Source organism: Variovorax sp. Sphag1AA (assembly GCF_014192575.1).
Classification (GTDB): domain Bacteria; phylum Pseudomonadota; class Gammaproteobacteria; order Burkholderiales; family Burkholderiaceae_C; genus Variovorax.
This window is the reverse complement of record NZ_JACHYC010000013.1, coordinates 37,215-54,539: the sequence shown is the minus strand read 5'-3', so window position 1 is coordinate 54,539 and position 17,325 is coordinate 37,215. Positions and strand designations below refer to the sequence as shown.

Sequence of the window (17,325 nt, the reverse complement as noted above, 5' to 3'; positions counted from 1 at the left end):
GACAGATGCCGCCTACAGGAGGAGTTGGTCCCATGAACGACCCCTTCGCCTTGCAACGCTTCGTCGATGCCCAGGCCGACGTGATCGACACTGCGATGGATGAGTTGCGCGCTGGCAGGAAGCGCAGCCACTGGATGTGGTTCGTCTTTCCGCAACTGGCCGGGCTGGGGCGCAGCACGATGGCTCAGCACTACGCCATTTCCTCGCTCGAGGAGTCGCGCGCCTATCTCGCACATCCTGTGCTCGGCCCGCGTCTTCGGCAGTGCAGCGAGATCGTGCTGGACGTGCAGGATCGCAGCGTCGGCGACATCTTCGGCTCGCCGGACGATCAGAAGTTCTGGTCTTCGATGACGCTCTTCTCGATCACGGCCGATTCGACGACGACGGTGTTCCGCTCATGCCTGCAGAAGTACTTTGGCGGGAGTTCGGATCGCGGCACCCTGCTGCTCCTGCAGGGCACCACGCCTTGACGGCCCAGCGGGCCTAGTGCAGGTCGCCGTTGAGGTACGGCTCGGGGTCGACGGCCTGGCCCTGCTTGCGGATCTCGAAGTGAAGCTTCACGCGATCAGCGCCGCTGTTGCCGATCTCGGCAATCTTCTGACCTTGCCGCACCACCTCGTTTTCCTTCACGAGGATCGTCTGTGCGTGTGCGTAGGCGGTGAGATAGGTGTCGTTGTGCTTGACGATCACCATGTTGCCGTAGCCGCGCAGTTCGCCGCCGACATAGACCACGCGCCCGTCGGCGGATGCGACGATGGGGTCGCCCATGTTGCCCGCGATGTCGATGCCCTTGTTGCGCGTACCGTCGAACGTCGAGATGGTCCGACCGGGCGCGGGGCGCAGGAAGGTCGCTGTCTTCGCGGGTGCAGGCGGAGGCGCTGGGCGTGCCGTGGCGGGTGGCAATGGATAGAAGCCGGGTGCCGGCCCCTGGCTCTGGTTCAGGGGCGTCGACGTGCAGGCGACCAGTGAGACAGCCGCCGCCATGGCGGCAGCGGCACGAAAAAAGTGGTTGTGTACTTTCATGGCGGCTCTTTCGAACGCGATGGACGCCAGGGGGTTCCCGACCTCACAACAGAACGCCATTTTTAGCATGGCGCGGCCGTCATTGGGATCAGACGAACGCTTCTACTTGACGGGTATTGGCGCCGCGCGATCGATGGGCACCGCGGTGACGCTGTTCTTCGGTGAGCCGTCGATGAGGAGATCGGAATAGGTCAGGTAGACGAGCGTGTTGCGCTTTACGTCGACCATGCGGACGACGCGAAGTCGCTTGAAGAGAATCGACTGGCGCTCGCTGTACACCTCTTCGCGCTTAGGCAGCGGTTGCGTGATGCTGACCGGGCCCACCTGCCGACAGGCAATCGAGGCCTCGGCCTTGTCCTCGGCCAAGCCCAGCGCGCCCGAGACGCCGCCGGTCTTCGCGCGCGAGACATAGCAGGTCACACCACTCACCTTCGGGTCGTCGTAGGCATCGACCACGATCTTGTGGTCGGGGCCGATGAGCTTGAAGGCGGTGTCGACGTCGCCGACCTGTTCGGCTCTCGCGAAGAGCGAAAGAGCCGTCAGCGCCAGGACGGCAGTGCCTCGCGCGAGAGGGCTCATACGATGTCCAGCGTGTGGACGCGATCGAAGCTGCCGCGCCGCCGGTCTTCGAAGTAGCGTTCGAGCGCCGCCTTGACGGTGCGGAACGCGATCTCGTCCCAGGGAATTTCTTCCTCGGTGAAGAGCTTCGCTTCAAGCGTCTCGTGGCCCGGATCGAAACGATCGCTGAGCAGACGGGCGCGATAGAACAGATGGACCTGCCCGACCCGCACGACGCTCATGACGGCGAAGAGGCCTTCCATCTCGTACTCGGCGCCGGCCTCCTCATCGGTTTCTCGTGCCGCGCCCTGTTCGGTGGTCTCGTTGAGCTCCATGAAGCCCGCGGGCAGTGTCCACTTGCCCCAGCGCGGCTCGATGTTGCGCTTGCACAGCAGCACGCGGTCGCCCAGGACCGGGATCGTGCCCACCACGTTCAGCGGGTTCTCGTAGTGGATCGTGTTGCATGCCGGGCAGACCGCGCGCTCTTTCGTGTCCCCGTCGTCGGGGACACGGTAGACCACCGCGGTGCCGCAGTTCTTGCAGTGCTTGATGGGAACGCGCAGAAACATCGGAGCCTGGCTCAGACCACCTTGACCGTCAGGGTCGGCAGGCCGGTGATCTCGCCGACCAGCGTGTCGCCGGTGACCACCGCCGCCACGCCTTCAGGCGTGCCCGTGAAGATCAGGTCGCCCGGCTGCAGCTCCCATGCAGCCGACAGGTGCTCGATGGTTTCCGCGATGTTCCAGATCAGCTTGCTCACGTTGCTGCGCTGACGGTCTGCACCAGCGACCTTGAGGGAGATCTCCGCCTTCTCGACGTCGCCCGCCTTGGCGACCGGCACGATCGGCCCGATCGGCGCGCTTTGCTCGAAGCTCTTGCCGATGTCCCAGGGGCGGCCCTGCTTCTTCATGTCGTTCTGCAGGTCGCGGCGGGTCATGTCGAGGCCGACGGCGTAGCCGAAGATGTGCTTGTAGGCGTCTGCTGCCTTGATGTTCTTGCCGCCGGTGCCAATGGCTGCGACGAGCTCGATTTCGTGGTGCAGGTTCTTGGTGAGCGTCGGGTAGGCCATGGTGCCGGTGGCGCCGGCATCGACCACCACGACCGCGTCGGCCGGCTTCATGAAGAAGAAGGGCGGTTCGCGGCCGGTGAAGCCCATTTCCTTGGCGTGTTCTTCGTAGTTGCGGCCGACGCAATAGATGCGGTGCACCGGGAAGCGGGCGGCTTCTCCGACGACGGGGATCGAGACGAGGGGCTGGGGGGTGAATACGTACTCGGAGGCCATGGGAAATAGAGTCCTTTTTGCGCTTTCTTGCGAAAACGGCAGTGTGCCAGAGCGCGCGGCGGGCCGTTCTCGGGCCTTGCCCTGCCCACGTGGCTGGCCGGTGACATCCGGCGGGGATATGCTTGCCGGATGATGAAGCTGCACAACTACTTTCGTTCCTCCGCTTCGTTCCGCGTACGCATCGCGCTGAACCTGAAGGGCCTCGACTTCGATTACATCCCGGTGCACATCGCCCGCGGCGACCACAAGACCGGCCCGTTCTCCGCGATTTCGCCCGACATGCTCGTGCCACTGCTCGAGGACGATGGCGAACGCCTCACCCAGTCCATGGCGATCATCGAATACCTCGACGAGGTGTACCCCGAGCCGGCGCTGCTGCCGAACGATCCAGTGGGCCGCGCGAAGGTGCGCGCGTTGTCGCAGACGATTGCGTGCGAGATTCATCCGCTGAACAACCTTCGCGTCTTGAAGTACCTCGTGCGCGACCTCAAGGTCGACGACGACGCCAAGAACACCTGGTATCGCCACTGGGTGCGCGAGGGCTTGCTGGCATTCGAGCGCCAGTTGGCCCTGTTGCCCGCCAGCACCTACTGCTACGGCAACACGCCCACCATGGCGGACTGCTGCCTCGTGCCGCAGATCTTCAATGGGCAGCGCTTCGATTGCGACTTCAGCGGACTGCCGCGCACCATGGCGGCGTTCGAGGCCTGCATGCAGCTCGAGGCCTTCCAGCGTGCGCAGCCTTCACAGTCGCCAGACGCCGAAGCGTGATACCTGCTGACTGGATCGTCCCCGACTGGCCGGCGCCGCCTGGTGTGCGTGCGGTATGTACCACGCGCGCCGGCGGCGTCTCGAGCGGCAACTACCAGAGTCTGAATCTCGGGGACCACGTCGGCGATGACCCGGCTTCGGTGCGCTCGAATCGACAGGTCCTCGCCGATGCGATCGGTGCGCGGCCGGTTTTTCTCCAGCAGGTGCACGCGACGGACGTTGCCGTTCTGGGCAGCGGTGCGAGCGACGGCAGGGTCGCCGACGGCTGCATCACGGTCCAGAGAGGCATCGCCTGCACGATCATGGTGGCCGACTGCCTGCCGGTGTTGTTCACGGACGAAACCGGTCACTGCGTCGCAGCGGCGCACGCGGGCTGGCGCGGGCTTGCCGCCGGCGTCCTCGAACGCACACTCGATGGCTTCGGCGCAGACGGCGGTGCGCAGCGCGTGATCGCATGGCTCGGCCCGTGCATCGGCCCCGATGCGTTCGAGGTTGGCGATGAAGTCCGCGCCGCTTTCGAAAGCGCATCACCGGATGCGAGGCAGTACTTCAGACCCGCGCAGGCAAACGGCAAGTGGATGGCCGATCTCGCAGGGCTCGCGCGCCAGCGGCTGCATGCTGCCGGGGTCACCCGGCTCTACGGCAACGACAGCACCGACGCGTGGTGTACGGTGCACAACCCGTTACGATTTTTCTCGCACCGGCGCGATCGCATCGGCGGGCGCTTCGCCGCCTGTGTCTGGCGCGATTGATGCTGCTGCATGCGCACGAATGGCGGCTTCCCTTTCGGTGGCTTCGCGTTCCTTCAAGAGGCGTCGGCGTGCGGGTGAGCTCATCAGGTAAACCACCAGTGCCACCGGAATCAGGCCGTAGAGTAGAAAGGTGAAGACCGCGCCCAGGACCGTGCCGTTGGTGTTGGTGGCCTCTGCGACCGCCATCATCAAGGCAACATACAGCCAGGCAATCACGACGAGGTGCATAGGTGATGTTTTCAGGAAGGTATCGAACGCTACGCTGGTCGGGCATTCGTGAATGCAGCATACTCAAAAGCCATTCAGAACAGGTGAGGAAGCAGGAGACACCATGAAACAAGAACACGCCTCGGCCGCAGATACGTTTGCGCCGTTTCAACAGGCGCTCTCGCAGGGATGGAGCAAGGCACTCGAAGCGTTCCAGTCGATCGGTGCACACGGCAACGGAATCACCCCCCGCCTTGAATTGCCCAAGTTCTCGCTCGACCCCGAAAGGCTCCAGGCGCTTCAGCAACAGTACCTGAGCGAGGCCGCAGCGCTCTGGCAGCAGGATGTCGCGGCCCGCATGAGCGGCGACAAGCGTTTCGCCGGCGAAGCGTGGAGTCACAACCCGCTGTCTTCCTTCGCAGCTGCGGTCTATCTCCTCAACGCACGCACCTTGATGAGCATGGCGGAAGCCGTCGAGGCTGACGACAAAACTCGCGCCCGCGTGCGTTTTGCAGTTGAACAATGGATGGCCGCTTCATCGCCAAGCAACTATCTCGCGTTCAACGCTGAAGCGCAGAAGAAGGCGATCGACACGCAGGGCGAGAGCATCGCCAAGGGCATCCAGAACCTGATGCACGACGTGCAGCAGGGTCACATGAGCATGACCGACGAGAGCGCCTTCGAAGTGGGCCGCAACGTCGGCTCGACCGAAGGCGCGGTCGTCTTCGAGAACGACCTGTTCCAGCTTCTCGAATACAAGCCGCTGACTGCCAAGGTCTACGAACGTCCGCTGCTGCTGGTGCCGCCTTGCATCAACAAGTTCTACATCCTCGATCTGCAGCCCACGAACTCGCTGATCCGCTATGCGGTGGAGCAGGGGCATCGGGTCTTCGTGGTGAGCTGGCGCAATCCGGATTCGTCGATGGCCCAGTACACCTGGGACCAGTACATCGAGGATGCCGCGATCAAGGCGATCCAGGTCACGCGCGAAATCACCGGGCAAGACAAGGCCGGCGGCAAGATCGACACGCTCGGCTTCTGCGTCGGCGGCACCATCCTCAGCACTGCGCTGGCCGTGCTGGCGGCACGCGGCGAGCAGCCGGCCGCGTCGGTCACGCTGCTCACCACCTTGCTCGACTTCACCGACACCGGCGTGCTCGACATCTTCATCGACGAAGGCTTCGTGCAGTTCCGTGAGATGCAGATGGGCAACGGCGGGCTGCTGGCCGGTGGCGAACTGGCATCCACCTTCAGCTTCCTGCGGCCGAACGATCTCGTGTGGAACTACGTGGTCGGCAACTATCTGAAGGGCGAGACACCGCCGCCCTTCGACCTGCTCTACTGGAACAGCGACGCAACCAACCTGCCGGGGCCGATGTACTGCTGGTACCTGCGCAACACCTACCACGAGAACAAGCTGGCGCAGCCCGGCGTGCTGACCGTGTGCGGCGAGACGGTCGACCTCGGCAAGATCGAGGCGCCGGTCTACATCTACGGCTCGCGCGAAGACCACATCGTGCCCATCGGCGGTGCCTATGCATCGACGCAACTCCTCTCAGGCAAGAAGCGCTTCGTGATGGGCGCTTCGGGCCATATCGCCGGCGTGATCAATCCGCCCGCGAGCAAGAAGCGAAGCCACTGGATCCGCGCCGACGGCAAGCTGCCGAAGTCGCAGGCCGAGTGGCTGAGCGGTGCCACCGAGCATCCCGGCAGTTGGTGGACCGACTGGTCCGACTGGCTCAAGACCCACGCGGGCAAGCAGATCCCTGCCCCCAAGTCCTACGGCAAGGGGAGCGCCTACAAGGCGACCGAACCTGCGCCCGGCCGATACGTCAAGGCGAAAGCCTGATCCCTGTTCCCGTCAATTCACTTCTCAATCAACGCATCGGAGAGCACACCATGGAAGACATCGTCATCGTTTCAGCTGCGCGCACCGCCGTCGGCAAATTCGGCGGATCGCTGGCCGGCATTCCCGCGACCGAGTTGGGCGCGATCGTGATCAAGGAGGTGCTCGCGCGCGCCAAGGTCGCACCCGACCAGATCGGCGAAGTCATCATGGGCCAGGTGCTGACGGCCGGTAGCGGCCAGAACCCGGCGCGCCAGGCGCTGCTGAAGAGCGGCGTCGTCAAGGAGACGCCCGCGCTCACCATCAACGCGGTGTGCGGGTCGGGCCTCAAGGCCGTGATGCTTGCAGCGCAAGCAGTGGCGACCGGCGACAGCGAGATCGTCGTGGCCGGCGGCCAGGAAAGCATGAGCCTCGCGCCGCACGTGCTGCCCAACTCGCGCAACGGCCAGCGCATGGGCGACTGGAAGCTGCAGGACACGATGATCGTCGACGGCCTGTGGGATGTGTACAACCAGTACCACATGGGCATCACTGCCGAGAACGTCGCCAAGAAGTACGACATCAGCCGTGCCGCTCAGGACGAACTCGCACTCGGCAGCCAGACCAAGGCCGCTGCAGCGCAGGACGCCGGCAAGTTCAAGGACGAGATCGTCGCGGTCAACATCCCGCAGAAGAAGGGCGACCCGGTCGTCTTCGACAAGGATGAGTTCATCAACCGCAAGACCAATGCCGAAGGCCTCGCAGGCCTGCGTCCCGCCTTCGACAAGGCCGGCGGCGTGACTGCAGGCAATGCCTCGGGCCTGAACGACGGCGCCGCCGCCGTGATGGTGATGACCGCCAAGAAGGCGGCCGCACTCGGCCTCAAGCCGCTCGGCCGCATCGCGAGCTACGCGAGCACCGGTCTCGATCCGGCCTTCATGGGCATGGGCCCGGTGCCGGCTTCGCAGAAGGCGCTGCAGCGCGCGGGCTGGAAGCCGCAGGACCTCGACCTGCTCGAGATCAACGAAGCCTTCGCGGCGCAGGCCTGCGCGGTGAATCGCGAAATGGGCTGGGACGTGAACAAGGTCAACGTGAACGGCGGCGCGATCGCCATCGGCCACCCGATCGGTGCCTCCGGCTGCCGCATCCTGGTCACGCTGCTGCACGAAATGCAGCGGCAGAACGCCAAGAAGGGCATTGCGTCTCTGTGCATCGGCGGCGGCATGGGCGTGGCGCTGACGATCGAGCGCTGAGCGCTGTAGTGCACGACAAGAGCCGCGTCCTTGGGCGCGGCTTTTTTCTTTCCGGATCGACATCACAACCAAGAAGGAGACAAGAAGGATGAACGACAACGACAGCACCCTGTTCCAGCAGATCCGCGACGAACTCTTCGTTGCCGCAGTGGGCGACGTGCTCGACACGATGGGCTATCACCATCAGTTCCTCCCCGCCGGCATTGCGCCGCTGGAGAAGACGATGCGCATCGTCGGGCGCGCGATGCCGGTGCTGGAGGCCGATGTCATCAATGACGGGCAGAAGTCGGCGGGGCCGCTGTCGGGCAAGCCGTTCGGCCTGATGCTGGAGGCGCTCGACGATCTCAAGCCCGGCGAGATCTACATCGCCACGGGGGCTTCGCTTCGCTATGCACTCTGGGGTGGGCTGATGTCGACGCGAGCTCAGCACTTGAAGGCCGCAGGCGCGATCCTCGACGGCTATGTGCGCGACGCGAACGAGATCGAGCACCTCGGCTTCACCGTGTTCTGCCGCGGCACCTACGCGCAGGACCAGGGCGTGCGCGGGCAGGTGATCGACTACCGCTGCACCATCGAGATCGATGGTGTCCGCATTGCGCCGGGCGACCTGCTCTTCGGCGATCGCGAGGGCGTGCTGGTCATTCCTCGCGCGGTCGAGGCCGAGGCGGTGCAGAAGGCGCTCGAGAAGGTGCGCACCGAGAACAAGGTCGCCGACGCTATTCGCAATGGCATGGGCGCGTGCGAGGCGTTCCAGACCTTCGGCGTGATGTAGTCGTACCTAAAGCCCCATCACAGGTCCTTGTCGCTGGATGGCGGTGTGCTGTTGCGCTATCGCCCGTTCGTGGTCCTGTTGCTGGCTCTGTTCGAATGTCTGCGTCCAGGCATGACTGCTTTGCTCAATGGGCGTATTGAGGGCTTCGATCGTCGGGACGTTGGCGATTCGCTTGCGCGGTGAGTCGGAGGCGCCTTGGACGATGAAGACCCTCGAGGCGTCCGTGCCCAGCGCCACTTGGTCGATGCGGTCCAATCCATTTGAACGGGCAATGACGACGAGGGCGCACGCCAATTGGACACTCGACTGATCGGGCGTGCGGCCGACTTCCGCATCCAGCATTCCGAGCGAAATACCGTTCTGCTCCAGGAGCGCCTCTTGCAGCCCGAGTCCGGCATGTCCAGGCGCACCTCACCGACAGGAGAGGTATTGAGCAACTCATATTGGCACACCGAGCCTACGAGTCCGGCTGCGTGGTAGTTGGTGTAGTCGGAGTTGCCGTGGTGCCCCAGTTGAGCGTTGTCCGGCTTCTTGTCGAAATAGTGCTTTGCGGCGGCCTCGGTGTTGCGAGAGTGGGGTGTGAGGGAAAGGTCGGCGTTGAGGGTAAAGCCTTCCTTCGCCGTGAATTGCGGACGCCCGTCGACTTCCTTGACTTCGACGAAGTCGAAGACGTAGCCGACATCTCTTGTCAGTTTCCCAAGGTCCGACAAATCAGCGTCTGGATTGCCTTGCTTGACGCGGCTGACCAGCGCATTCCAGCCCGCAATATGCGCATTGGCCTCGTCGCTTCGATTGATCGCCAGCATCTGATCCAGCGCCGAGCTGTAGTCGTGTACGGGTTGACCGCTTTCCAGCACGCCTCGGACGTTCTTGTCGAATTGTTCGAGGCCTTGTCGGGTCCGCCCGCTGTTGATTCCATGCTGGATTTCATGGCCGATGAGGAAGGTGAGAGCATCCCGCTGCTTCGCATCCAAAAGATTGCTGCGCTTCAGGTTGATCGTTCTTGTCTCAGGGTCGTAGCTGGCTCCGGCGTTCTCGGTTTCGGGCATCAACGCGAAGTGCTTCAGGTGACCCTGTGCGAGCGCGTCGTTCATCTGCTGCATCAGCGCCGGGGACTGTTCGAGGACGGCTCGGATGTTTCGATAAGCAGGTGAAGTCGGGTCGCCAAGCTCAAGGATCACCTGTTCGAGCCGAGTGCCGACGGCGCTCATTGCGACACCGCCAATGTCTCGTTCTCAAGGAAACCGATGGACACCCGCTTGACGCAACCGTGGGAGATCTTCTCGAAGCTATCGCTGCTTTCACCGACGATTCCGATATCGACCTCAACCAGTCCGCGTCGGTATTGCTTGGCTGCACTTTCGCGGCGCGCATTGCCAACATGCCGATAGCCCATCTTGAGCAATGCGTCGTGGAAGTGCATTGCGTCGAACTGGCAGATGTCTGCCTTCGAAGGGCGCTGAGTTGAGTGCTTGTCGGTCTCGATGAATGTCAGACCGAGATCGGGAAGACGGGTCGCGCTATTCAGGCCCCAGATGTACAGATATCGCCATGCATCGGTAAGCGGCTGGAATATCTGGTACGCGTCATTGGTAGGCTTTTCGGAGAACGGCCTCATGGTGAATCCGGTGAATCGCGCTACCCGGTCGGTGGTCAGATCCTGGGGTTGGTGCAATGTGTCGATGAGCGCAAGCAGTCGACGCAAGACTTCAGGTGCGTCGGGAAGTGAGGCGTCGGCCAGCACGGAAGCGGACATGGTTTTTTTCTCCGAAGGAACTGCTGGGGTGTTGCTCGTGGAACAAGCGCCGAGAGCCGATCCCATCGACAGGCAGAGAAGTCCGCGAGTTAGAAAGCGAGCCAATGGATGACCCATCGCGACGTGTTGAGTCACTTCTTTTCCTCCCGTGCGCTGAAATTTTTTGCGCATTCTAGGTACGCCTCGGTCCCCGTCTCCTTTGTTCGTTTCAATGAATCAGCGTGGGGTACGGAGCGAATCCTTTCGGCTTCCGGTTCTGAAAAACAGAAGCCCCTCTTCCGAAATCGCAGATTGCGCCGTGCTCTACGGATCGCCACCATGGCTGCCTCTCGCACAGTTAAAGAGGAGACACCGTGAAACAGAAATCAGTCTTGCAAATGCTCGTCATCGCGGCATTTGCTTGCAGCGCGATCGGCATCCAGGCGCCCGCTGCTGCGGCCGAGACGTGGCCAGAGAAACCAGTCACGCTGGTCGTTCCCTATTCGGCAGGCGGCCCCACCGACGTCGTCGCGCGCATGCTCGCGATCCCGATGGCCAAGTCGCTCGGCCAGCCGGTGGTGGTCGAGAACACGGTCGGCGCCGGCGGCACGATCGCGCCCGCGCGCGTCGCCAGGGCGGCGCCCAATGGCTACACGATCCTGATCCACCACATGGGCATGGCGACCGCGCCGGCGCTCTACAAGAAGCTGCCCTACGACCCGCTCAAGGACTTCGAATACATCGGGCAGGTGCTCGACGTGCCAATGACACTGCTATCGCGCAAGGACTTCCCCGCGAACAACTTGCAGGAGTTGCTGAGCTACGTGAAGGCGAACAAGGACAAGGTCTCGCTCGCCAACGCCGGCATCGGCGCGGTGTCGCAACTGTGCGGCCTGCTGTTCACGAGCCAGATCGGCGTGGACCTCACGACCGTGCCGTACAAGGGCGCTGGGCCCGCGCTGAACGACCTGATGGGCGGGCAGGTCGACCTGTTGTGCGACCAGACCACGCAGACCGTGCCGGTCATCAAGGACGGCAACCGCGTGAAGGTCTTCGGCGTGACCACGCCCAAGCGCCTGCCGAGCCTGCCGGACCTTCCGACGCTCGACGAACAGGGACTCAAGGGCTTCGACGTGCGCGTGTGGCACGGCGTCTATGCGCCCAAGGGAACGCCCAAGCCCGTGATCGACAAGCTCAACGTCGCACTGCGCGCGGCATTGCAGGACGACATGGTCAAGCGGCGCATCGCGGAGTTGAGTTCCGAGATCGTGCCGATGGACAAGGTCACGCCTGAGGCGCTGCGGACGCATCTCGCGTCCGAAGTCGAGAAGTGGGGCAAGGTGATCCGCGCCGCCGGAATTCAAGGCGAGTGAACCAGCGCGGCACCCTAGTTGCCTAGTTCGATGAAGACCGGTTGATGGTCCGACGCCTGCGTTTTCAGATCGACTTCCATGCGGCGCACGCGCGGCGCGAGCGCGTCGCTGACGAAGATGAAGTCGCAGGCGATCGGGTCGGGCCCGTAGGTGTGATCGAAAAGGCGAAAGGTGGGATCGTGCGGCCGGTTCGGATGTGCGATGGGCCACGCGTCCTGAAGACGCAAGTCGGGCGTTCCACCGACGGGCAGCGCAGGGTCGGTGAAGGTGCGCTGGATCTCGTCGTAGCCTGAGTCAGACGCCGGCATGTTGAAGTCGCCGCACAGAATGGCCTGCGAGGTGTGCACCTTGGCCTGGAAAGGCGTGCCGAGGGTGTCGGGCACCGGAGGCGCGGCGACCAGTTCGCAAGCCTCCACATGCAGTTCGCGCAAGGCCTTGGCTTGTGCGAGACGCTGAGTCGCGGAGTAGTACTCGAGGTGCGTGGTCATCACGCGCACCGAGCCCAGTTCGGGGCTGGTCAGCGTCACCGTGGTGCACATGCGCGGCATGCTGGTCACGGTCGGATCGGGCCGCCAGGGCAACGGGTGATGCTGCACACGCCAGACCGGCAGGCGCGTCGCGATCAGGTTGCCGAATTGCTGGTGCTTGCCGTTGGCGTCGAACTCATCTACGGCCGCGCCGAAGAAGACCTGAAAGCCCGGCAGCAGGGCTCGCATATCGGCAGGCTGGTCGCCGGGGCGTCCGGGCATGCCGCCGAAGCCGGAGGCGATCTCCTGCAGGCAGAGTACGTCGAAGTCGGCCAGAGCGCGCGCGTCCTCGATGATTCGCTTCGCGCTCACGACGCCGTCGAGGCCGCAGCACCACTGGGTGTTCCATGTCACGAGTTTCATCGGGATCCACGCTGTCTTTGATCGGGTCGTTTTATCAGCTCGCGTTGACCGCACTGCGTCATCCGGCTTCGCTTCGGGCGGAAGTCCTTCCGCAATTCTTCGATCGTGGCGGCGGCGCTCGCGATGAATCTTTCGAGAGCAGGACTCATCCGTGCCGGGTTCCACACGAGCAGGGCCGGTGCGATGGCGGGCGCACCTGTGAACGGCACGAACCGGACGTTCTCGACCTTCGATCGCGCGAGCGAGCGCGGCACCAGCGACACGCCCAGCCCCTCGGCCACCATGGCGACGATGGTGAGCCACTGGCGGGCGGCATGCACCGTCTTCGGATGCACGCCGGCCCGGCTGAAGATCGCGATGACGTTGTCGTAGTTCGCGGGTGACACCTCGCGCGAGAACATCACGAAGCGCTCGTCGGCCAGCTCGCTCAACTCGACGGCCTTGGCGTTCGCGCGGCGGTGTCCTGCGGGCAGGCAGAGCACGAATTCATCCTCGATGAGCGGGAGCGAGCGAAGCTGGGGCGGCACCACGAACGCATTGAGAAAGCCGGCGTCCAGTTGGCCGTGGAGCAGGCCCTGGAGCTCTTCGGCAGTCGACATCTCGCGCAGGATCAGCTCGATGCCATGGTCGTCGGCGTCGAAGCGTTGAACGATGGCGGGCACGCCGCGATAGACGAGGGAGCCGGTCATCCCGATTTCCAGACGGCCGCGACTGCCGCTCGCGACGGCAAGCGCAATGGAAGAGGCGCGCGTCACGCGATCGAGGATCTGGCGGGCTTCCTCCAGGAACGCGGAGCCGGCCGGTGTCAGCTCGACATGCTTGCTGCTGCGTAAGAGCAACTGCACACCCAGCTCTTCTTCCAGTGCCTTGATGGCGAGGCTCAGCGGCGGCTGCGTGATGGCGAGGCGGTCGGCGGCGCGGCCGAAATGGAGTTCCTCGGCCAAGACCGTGAAGTACCGAAGGAAGTGCAGCTTCATGCCCAACGATTCTAGAAATGAATCGTTCGAGCCACAAAGTGAATTGGACGCAAATGATCGCTATCTCCAAGATGCGAACCGTCGCGATCAGACGACGGATATTCAGGAGACAACCCATGCAGTTCTTTCGACGTGCCTTGGCGGTGCTTGCGGCCACGGCGGCACCCTTGGCTTTCGCACAGGCCTACCCCACCATGCCGGTCACGATGGTCGTGCCATTCGCGGCGGGCAGCGGCACCGATGCTGTGGCGCGCATCGTGGCGAAGCGGCTGGGCGAGCGGCTGAAGCAGCCGGTGCTGGTGGACAACCGGGCCGGTGCGAGCGCGCAGATCGGCGCTCAGTTCGTCGCCAAGGCCAAGCCGGACGGCTACACGCTGTTCATGACGACGAACACCTCGCACTCGGCCAACCCGGCGCTCTTCGCGAATCTCAAGTACGACCCGATCAAGGACTTCACGCCGATCGCTCGCCTGGGCGAGTTGCCTTTCGCGGTCGTGGTGGATGCAAAGTCCCCCGCCAAAAGCATGAAGGACCTGATCGACCAGGCCAAGGCCAACCCCGGCAAGCTCTCTTACGCGACGCCGAACAGCACCTCGCTCGTGGCGTCAGAGACCATCCGGCGAATCGCCAGCATCGACCTGCTCGGCGTGCCCTACAAGTCCAGTCCGCAGGCGCTGACCGACCTCATCGGCGGGCAGGTGCAGATGTACGTCGCCGATCTCGGGTCGAGCATGTCGATGATAAAGGCGGGAAGTGTCCGCGCCTTGGCCGTGACGACCAAAGGACCCTTGAAGTCGCTGCCTGGCGTCCCGCCGGTGGCCGATGCGGTCCCGGGCTTCGACCTCACTTCCTGGAACGGCGTCTTCGGTCCGGCCGGCATGCCGAGGCCGATCGTGGACAGGCTGGATGCCGAAATCCGGCAGGTGCTGGCGGACAAGGAAGTGCAGGAACAGCTTGCGCAACTCGGCTTCGAAGTTTGGCCCAGCAGCGGTCCGGACGACTTCGCGAAGTACGTGGCCGACCAGCTCGCGCACTGGACCACCCTCATCAAACAGGCCGGCATCAAGCAGGAGTAGCCATGACGCAGGAAGGAAAGTCCGTGCGAAGCGGTCCGCTCTCGGGTGTGCGTGTGCTCGATATGACCTCGGTGATCATGGGACCTTACGCCACGCAGATCCTTGCCGAACTGGGTGCGGACGTCATCAAGGTCGAAAGCGTGGACGGGGACAACATGCGCCACGTCGGGCCGATGAACAACCCCGGCATGGGCCACATCTTCCTGCACGCCAACGCCGGGAAGCGAAGCATCGTCCTCGACCTGAAGCACGAGAGCGGACGCGAGGCCGCACTGAAACTGGCCGAGGGTTGCGATGTGCTGATCAGCAATGTGCGGCCCAAGGCCATGGCACGCCTCGGAATGGACTACGCCGCGGTGAAGGCGCGGAATCCGCAGCTCATCTACGTAAGCTGCTGCGGCTTCGACCAGGACGGCCCCGATGCGGCGCGACCAGCCTACGACGATCTGGTCCAGGGTGCGACGGGATTGCCGTGGCTGATGCAGCAGTACGGCGCACCGGAGCCGACCTATGTGCCGACGACGCTCTCGGACCGGGTCACCGGCCTGCATGCGGTCTATGCAGTCACCGCGGCGCTGTTTGCGCGCAGCCGCACGGGCGAAGGGCAGGCGGTGGTCGTACCGATGTTCGAGGCGATGTCGCAGTTCATCCTCGGCGACCACATGGCCGGGCTGACCTTCGATCCGCCGCTCGGCACGCCCGGCTACGCCCGTCTGCTGACGCCGCACCGCAAGCCCTACGCGACGCGCGACGGTTGGCTCTGCGTGCTGATCTACAACGACAAGCACTGGCGGAGCTTCTTCGCGGCCATCGGTGAATCGGATGGCCTCGGCGCCGACCCGCGCTTCGCCGCCCATGGGGCGCGTGCCGCGCACATCGATGCGGTCTATGCGGAGGTCTCGCGCATCATGCGCACGCGCACCACCGAGGCATGGCGCACGCTGCTGGATGCGGCCGACGTACCGAACATGCCGATGAACAGTCCGGCCGACCTGCTCTCGAATCCGCAGCTCCGCGCTACGGGCTTCCTGCGCGACGCCGTGCATCCCACCGAAGGCCGGATGCATGCGATGGCGCATCCGACGAAGTGGTCCGGTACGCCGCCAGCGCGTGAATCCACGCCCGCACCACGACTGGGAGAGCACACCGTAGCGCTCTTGCGCGAGGCGGGCTATTCGCAGGCGGCTGTCGAAGAACTCCTGGCAAGCGGCGCTTGTGCCGCGGCGCCGTCCGAACCGATGCATTGACCCATGAAACTCAAATACCTGATCCGCAGCGACGACGTTCCTGCCTACCAGCCGGCCAACCATCACCACACCAGCAATCGCCGCCTCATCGGTCCGGAAACCGTGGGCGCGCGGCAGATGGAAGTGCTGCTCGGCACGCTGCACAAAGGTGGTGGCGCATTGCCGCACGCGCACCCCGGCATCGAGCAGGCCTGCCATCTGCTGGAAGGCTCCGCGCATGTCGAAGTCGCCGGCGAAGCCTTCGAGATGGTGCCGGGCGACACCTGCTTCTTTCCGGCTGACGCGATGCACCTCTTTCAGGTGACGAGCGACACGCCGGTCAAGCTGCTGGTGATCTACAGCCCGCCCTACGGCGAGTCGCCGGACAAGGTTCGCCGGCCCGCGAACGATTGAGCACGATTGAAGAGGAGACGAACATGAACTTCAGCCTCACGCCGGAACAGGAGCAGATCCGCGACGCGATCGAAAAGGTCTGCACACCCTTCGACGCCGACTACTGGCTGCGCAAGGATCGCGAGGGCGGCTTCCCGGACGACTTCCACCATGCGCTCGCGGAATCGGGCTGGCTGGGCATTGCGATGCCCGAAGAGCATGGCGGCGCGGGGCTCGGCATCAGCGAGGCGGCGCTGATGATGCACACCATCGCGGCGACGGGCGCAGGGCTGTCGGGCGCGTCCGCGGTGCACATGAACATCTTCGGCCTGCATCCGGTGGTCGTCTTCGGGACGGATGAGCAGAAACGCCGCTGGCTGCCGCCGCTCATCCAGGGCAGGGACCGAGCCTGCTTCGGCGTGACCGAGCCGAATACCGGGCTCAACACGCTGAAGCTCAAGACGCGAGCGGTGCGCGAGGGCGACCACTACGTCGTGCACGGGCAGAAGGTCTGGATCAGCACGGCCCAGGTCGCCAACAAGATCCTGCTGCTCGCGCGCACCACGCCGATCGAAGACTGCAAGGGCACTGAGGGCCTGAGTCTTTTCTATACCGACCTCGACCGCTCGAAGGTCGAGGTGCGCGAGATCGAGAAGCTCGGCCGCAAGTGCGTCGATTCCAATCAGGTCTTCATCGATGGCCTCCGCATCCCGGTCGAGGACCGCGTGGGCGAGGAGGGCAAGGGGTTCAGCTACATCCTGCATGGCCTGAACCCGGAGCGAATCCTGATCGCGTCGGAGGCGATCGGTCTGGGCCGCGCTGCGCTGAAGCGCGCCGCCGGCTACGCCAACGAGCGCGAAGTCTTCGGCCGCCCGATCGGCATGAACCAGGGCATCCAGCATCCGCTGGCGAAGTCATGGATGGAACTGGAAGCGGCCCACCTGATGGTGCAGAAGGCGGCATGGCTCTACGACCAGCACCTGCCCTGCGGTGCGGAGGCCAACAGCGCGAAGTACCTTGCGGCGGAAGCTTGCTATGCGGCTTGCGAGAACGCGATCTTCACGCACGGCGGGATGGGCTACGCGAAGGAATACCACGTCGAGCGCTACCTGCGCGAAGCGTGGATTCCGCGCCTCGCGCCGGTGAGCCCGCAGCTCATCCTTTGCTTCATTGCCGAGAAGGTGCTGGGGCTGCCCAAGTCCTACTGAAAGG

Annotated in this window: 21 protein-coding genes; 12 read left to right on the top strand and 9 right to left on the bottom strand. The window is 64.1% G+C overall.

The features are described from left to right. Positions 1 to 32 precede the first annotated feature (32 nt). Complete coding sequence (locus tag FHW64_RS32890) at positions 33 to 470, top strand: DUF1810 domain-containing protein (protein WP_184533457.1); 438 nt, start codon at positions 33 to 35, stop codon at positions 468 to 470. Positions 471 to 483: 13 nt separating this feature from the next. On the opposite strand, the gene FHW64_RS32885 is transcribed toward FHW64_RS32890, so the two are convergent. The 4 genes from FHW64_RS32885 to FHW64_RS32870 form a co-directional block, all read right to left on the bottom strand. Continuing rightward, on the bottom strand, positions 484 to 1,023 hold the full coding sequence (locus tag FHW64_RS32885) for a murein hydrolase activator EnvC (protein ID WP_260306547.1): 540 nt from the start codon (positions 1,021 to 1,023) through the stop codon (positions 484 to 486). A 102-nt stretch (positions 1,024 to 1,125) separates the two neighbouring features. Next, complete coding sequence (locus FHW64_RS32880) at positions 1,126 to 1,602, bottom strand: CreA family protein (protein WP_184533455.1); 477 nt, start codon at positions 1,600 to 1,602, stop codon at positions 1,126 to 1,128. Beyond that, positions 1,599 to 2,150 carry an NUDIX hydrolase gene (locus FHW64_RS32875; RefSeq protein ID WP_184533453.1) on the bottom strand — a complete coding sequence of 184 codons (552 nt, stop codon included), beginning with the start codon at positions 2,148 to 2,150 and terminating at the stop codon, positions 1,599 to 1,601. The genes FHW64_RS32880 and FHW64_RS32875 overlap by 4 nt, the downstream gene beginning before the upstream one ends. 11 nt (positions 2,151 to 2,161) lie before the next feature. Further along, positions 2,162 to 2,863: a fumarylacetoacetate hydrolase family protein gene (locus FHW64_RS32870; RefSeq protein WP_184533451.1), complete on the bottom strand. Its 702-nt coding sequence runs from the start codon at positions 2,861 to 2,863 to the stop codon at positions 2,162 to 2,164. Positions 2,864 to 2,995: 132 nt separating this feature from the next. On the opposite strand from FHW64_RS32870, the gene maiA reads away from it, so the two are divergent. Beyond that, the gene (gene maiA, locus FHW64_RS32865; RefSeq protein WP_184533516.1) at positions 2,996 to 3,634 is read left to right on the top strand and encodes a maleylacetoacetate isomerase; all 639 of its coding nucleotides are present in this window, start codon (positions 2,996 to 2,998) and stop codon (positions 3,632 to 3,634) included. Continuing rightward, positions 3,634 to 4,386: a peptidoglycan editing factor PgeF gene (gene pgeF / locus FHW64_RS32860; protein ID WP_184533518.1), complete on the top strand. Its 753-nt coding sequence runs from the start codon at positions 3,634 to 3,636 to the stop codon at positions 4,384 to 4,386. The genes maiA and pgeF overlap by 1 nt, the downstream gene beginning before the upstream one ends. Here the strand turns inward: pgeF and FHW64_RS32855 are convergent. Beyond that, positions 4,318 to 4,614, bottom strand: a complete 297-nt coding sequence (locus tag FHW64_RS32855) for a hypothetical protein (protein WP_184533449.1) — start codon at positions 4,612 to 4,614, stop codon at positions 4,318 to 4,320. The two genes, pgeF and FHW64_RS32855, sit on opposite strands and share 69 nt — an antisense overlap. A gap of 103 nt (positions 4,615 to 4,717) precedes the next feature. On the opposite strand from FHW64_RS32855, the gene phaC reads away from it, so the two are divergent. The 3 genes from phaC to FHW64_RS32840 all read left to right on the top strand — a co-directional run bounded on the left by phaC (position 4,718) and on the right by FHW64_RS32840 (position 8,443). Beyond that, entirely contained in the window at positions 4,718 to 6,442 is a 1,725-nt protein-coding gene (phaC, locus tag FHW64_RS32850) for a class I poly(R)-hydroxyalkanoic acid synthase (RefSeq protein WP_184533447.1), read from the top strand. A 50-nt stretch (positions 6,443 to 6,492) separates the two neighbouring features. Further along, entirely contained in the window at positions 6,493 to 7,671 is a 1,179-nt protein-coding gene (locus FHW64_RS32845; protein ID WP_184533445.1) for an acetyl-CoA C-acetyltransferase, read from the top strand. Positions 7,672 to 7,759: 88 nt separating this feature from the next. Next, positions 7,760 to 8,443, top strand: a complete 684-nt coding sequence (locus tag FHW64_RS32840) for an RraA family protein (protein ID WP_184533443.1) — start codon at positions 7,760 to 7,762, stop codon at positions 8,441 to 8,443. 6 nt (positions 8,444 to 8,449) lie between these two features. Here FHW64_RS32840 and FHW64_RS34950 read toward each other — a convergent pair whose 3' ends face one another. Then, complete coding sequence (locus FHW64_RS34950) at positions 8,450 to 8,785, bottom strand: XVIPCD domain-containing protein (RefSeq protein ID WP_409350669.1); 336 nt, start codon at positions 8,783 to 8,785, stop codon at positions 8,450 to 8,452. Positions 8,786 to 8,946: 161 nt separating this feature from the next. On the opposite strand from FHW64_RS34950, the gene FHW64_RS34945 reads away from it, so the two are divergent. Continuing rightward, positions 8,947 to 9,597, top strand: a complete 651-nt coding sequence (locus tag FHW64_RS34945; protein ID WP_409350668.1) for a hypothetical protein — start codon at positions 8,947 to 8,949, stop codon at positions 9,595 to 9,597. A 53-nt stretch (positions 9,598 to 9,650) separates the two neighbouring features. Here the strand turns inward: FHW64_RS34945 and FHW64_RS32830 are convergent, their stop codons facing one another. After that, positions 9,651 to 10,199, bottom strand: coding sequence for a hypothetical protein (locus tag FHW64_RS32830; RefSeq protein ID WP_184533439.1), 549 nt, complete (start codon positions 10,197 to 10,199; stop codon positions 9,651 to 9,653). A gap of 377 nt (positions 10,200 to 10,576) precedes the next feature. On the opposite strand from FHW64_RS32830, the gene FHW64_RS32825 reads away from it, so the two are divergent. After that, complete coding sequence (locus FHW64_RS32825) at positions 10,577 to 11,551, top strand: tripartite tricarboxylate transporter substrate-binding protein (RefSeq protein ID WP_184533515.1); 975 nt, start codon at positions 10,577 to 10,579, stop codon at positions 11,549 to 11,551. A 14-nt stretch (positions 11,552 to 11,565) separates the two neighbouring features. On the opposite strand, the gene FHW64_RS32820 is transcribed toward FHW64_RS32825, so the two are convergent. Together FHW64_RS32820 and FHW64_RS32815 are read right to left on the bottom strand one after the other, a co-directional pair. Beyond that, positions 11,566 to 12,441, bottom strand: a complete 876-nt coding sequence (locus tag FHW64_RS32820) for an endonuclease/exonuclease/phosphatase family protein (protein WP_184533437.1) — start codon at positions 12,439 to 12,441, stop codon at positions 11,566 to 11,568. Next, a complete protein-coding gene (locus FHW64_RS32815) occupies positions 12,438 to 13,418 on the bottom strand; it encodes a LysR family transcriptional regulator (RefSeq protein WP_184533435.1) in 981 nt (326 codons plus the stop codon). The genes FHW64_RS32820 and FHW64_RS32815 overlap by 4 nt, the downstream gene beginning before the upstream one ends. Positions 13,419 to 13,534: 116 nt before the next feature. Here FHW64_RS32815 and FHW64_RS32810 point away from each other — a divergent pair, with 116 nt between their 5' ends. From FHW64_RS32810 to FHW64_RS32795, 4 genes are read left to right on the top strand one after another with little or no spacing between them, the layout of a single operon-like run. Further along, complete coding sequence (locus FHW64_RS32810) at positions 13,535 to 14,494, top strand: tripartite tricarboxylate transporter substrate binding protein (RefSeq protein ID WP_260306546.1); 960 nt, start codon at positions 13,535 to 13,537, stop codon at positions 14,492 to 14,494. Positions 14,495 to 14,496: 2 nt separating this feature from the next. After that, entirely contained in the window at positions 14,497 to 15,741 is a 1,245-nt protein-coding gene (locus FHW64_RS32805) for a CaiB/BaiF CoA-transferase family protein (RefSeq protein ID WP_184533433.1), read from the top strand. A 3-nt stretch (positions 15,742 to 15,744) separates the two neighbouring features. Then, positions 15,745 to 16,134: a cupin domain-containing protein gene (locus FHW64_RS32800; RefSeq protein ID WP_184533431.1), complete on the top strand. Its 390-nt coding sequence runs from the start codon at positions 15,745 to 15,747 to the stop codon at positions 16,132 to 16,134. Between the two features lie 23 nt (positions 16,135 to 16,157). Next, entirely contained in the window at positions 16,158 to 17,321 is a 1,164-nt protein-coding gene (locus FHW64_RS32795; RefSeq protein WP_184533429.1) for an acyl-CoA dehydrogenase family protein, read from the top strand. Positions 17,322 to 17,325 lie beyond the last annotated feature (4 nt).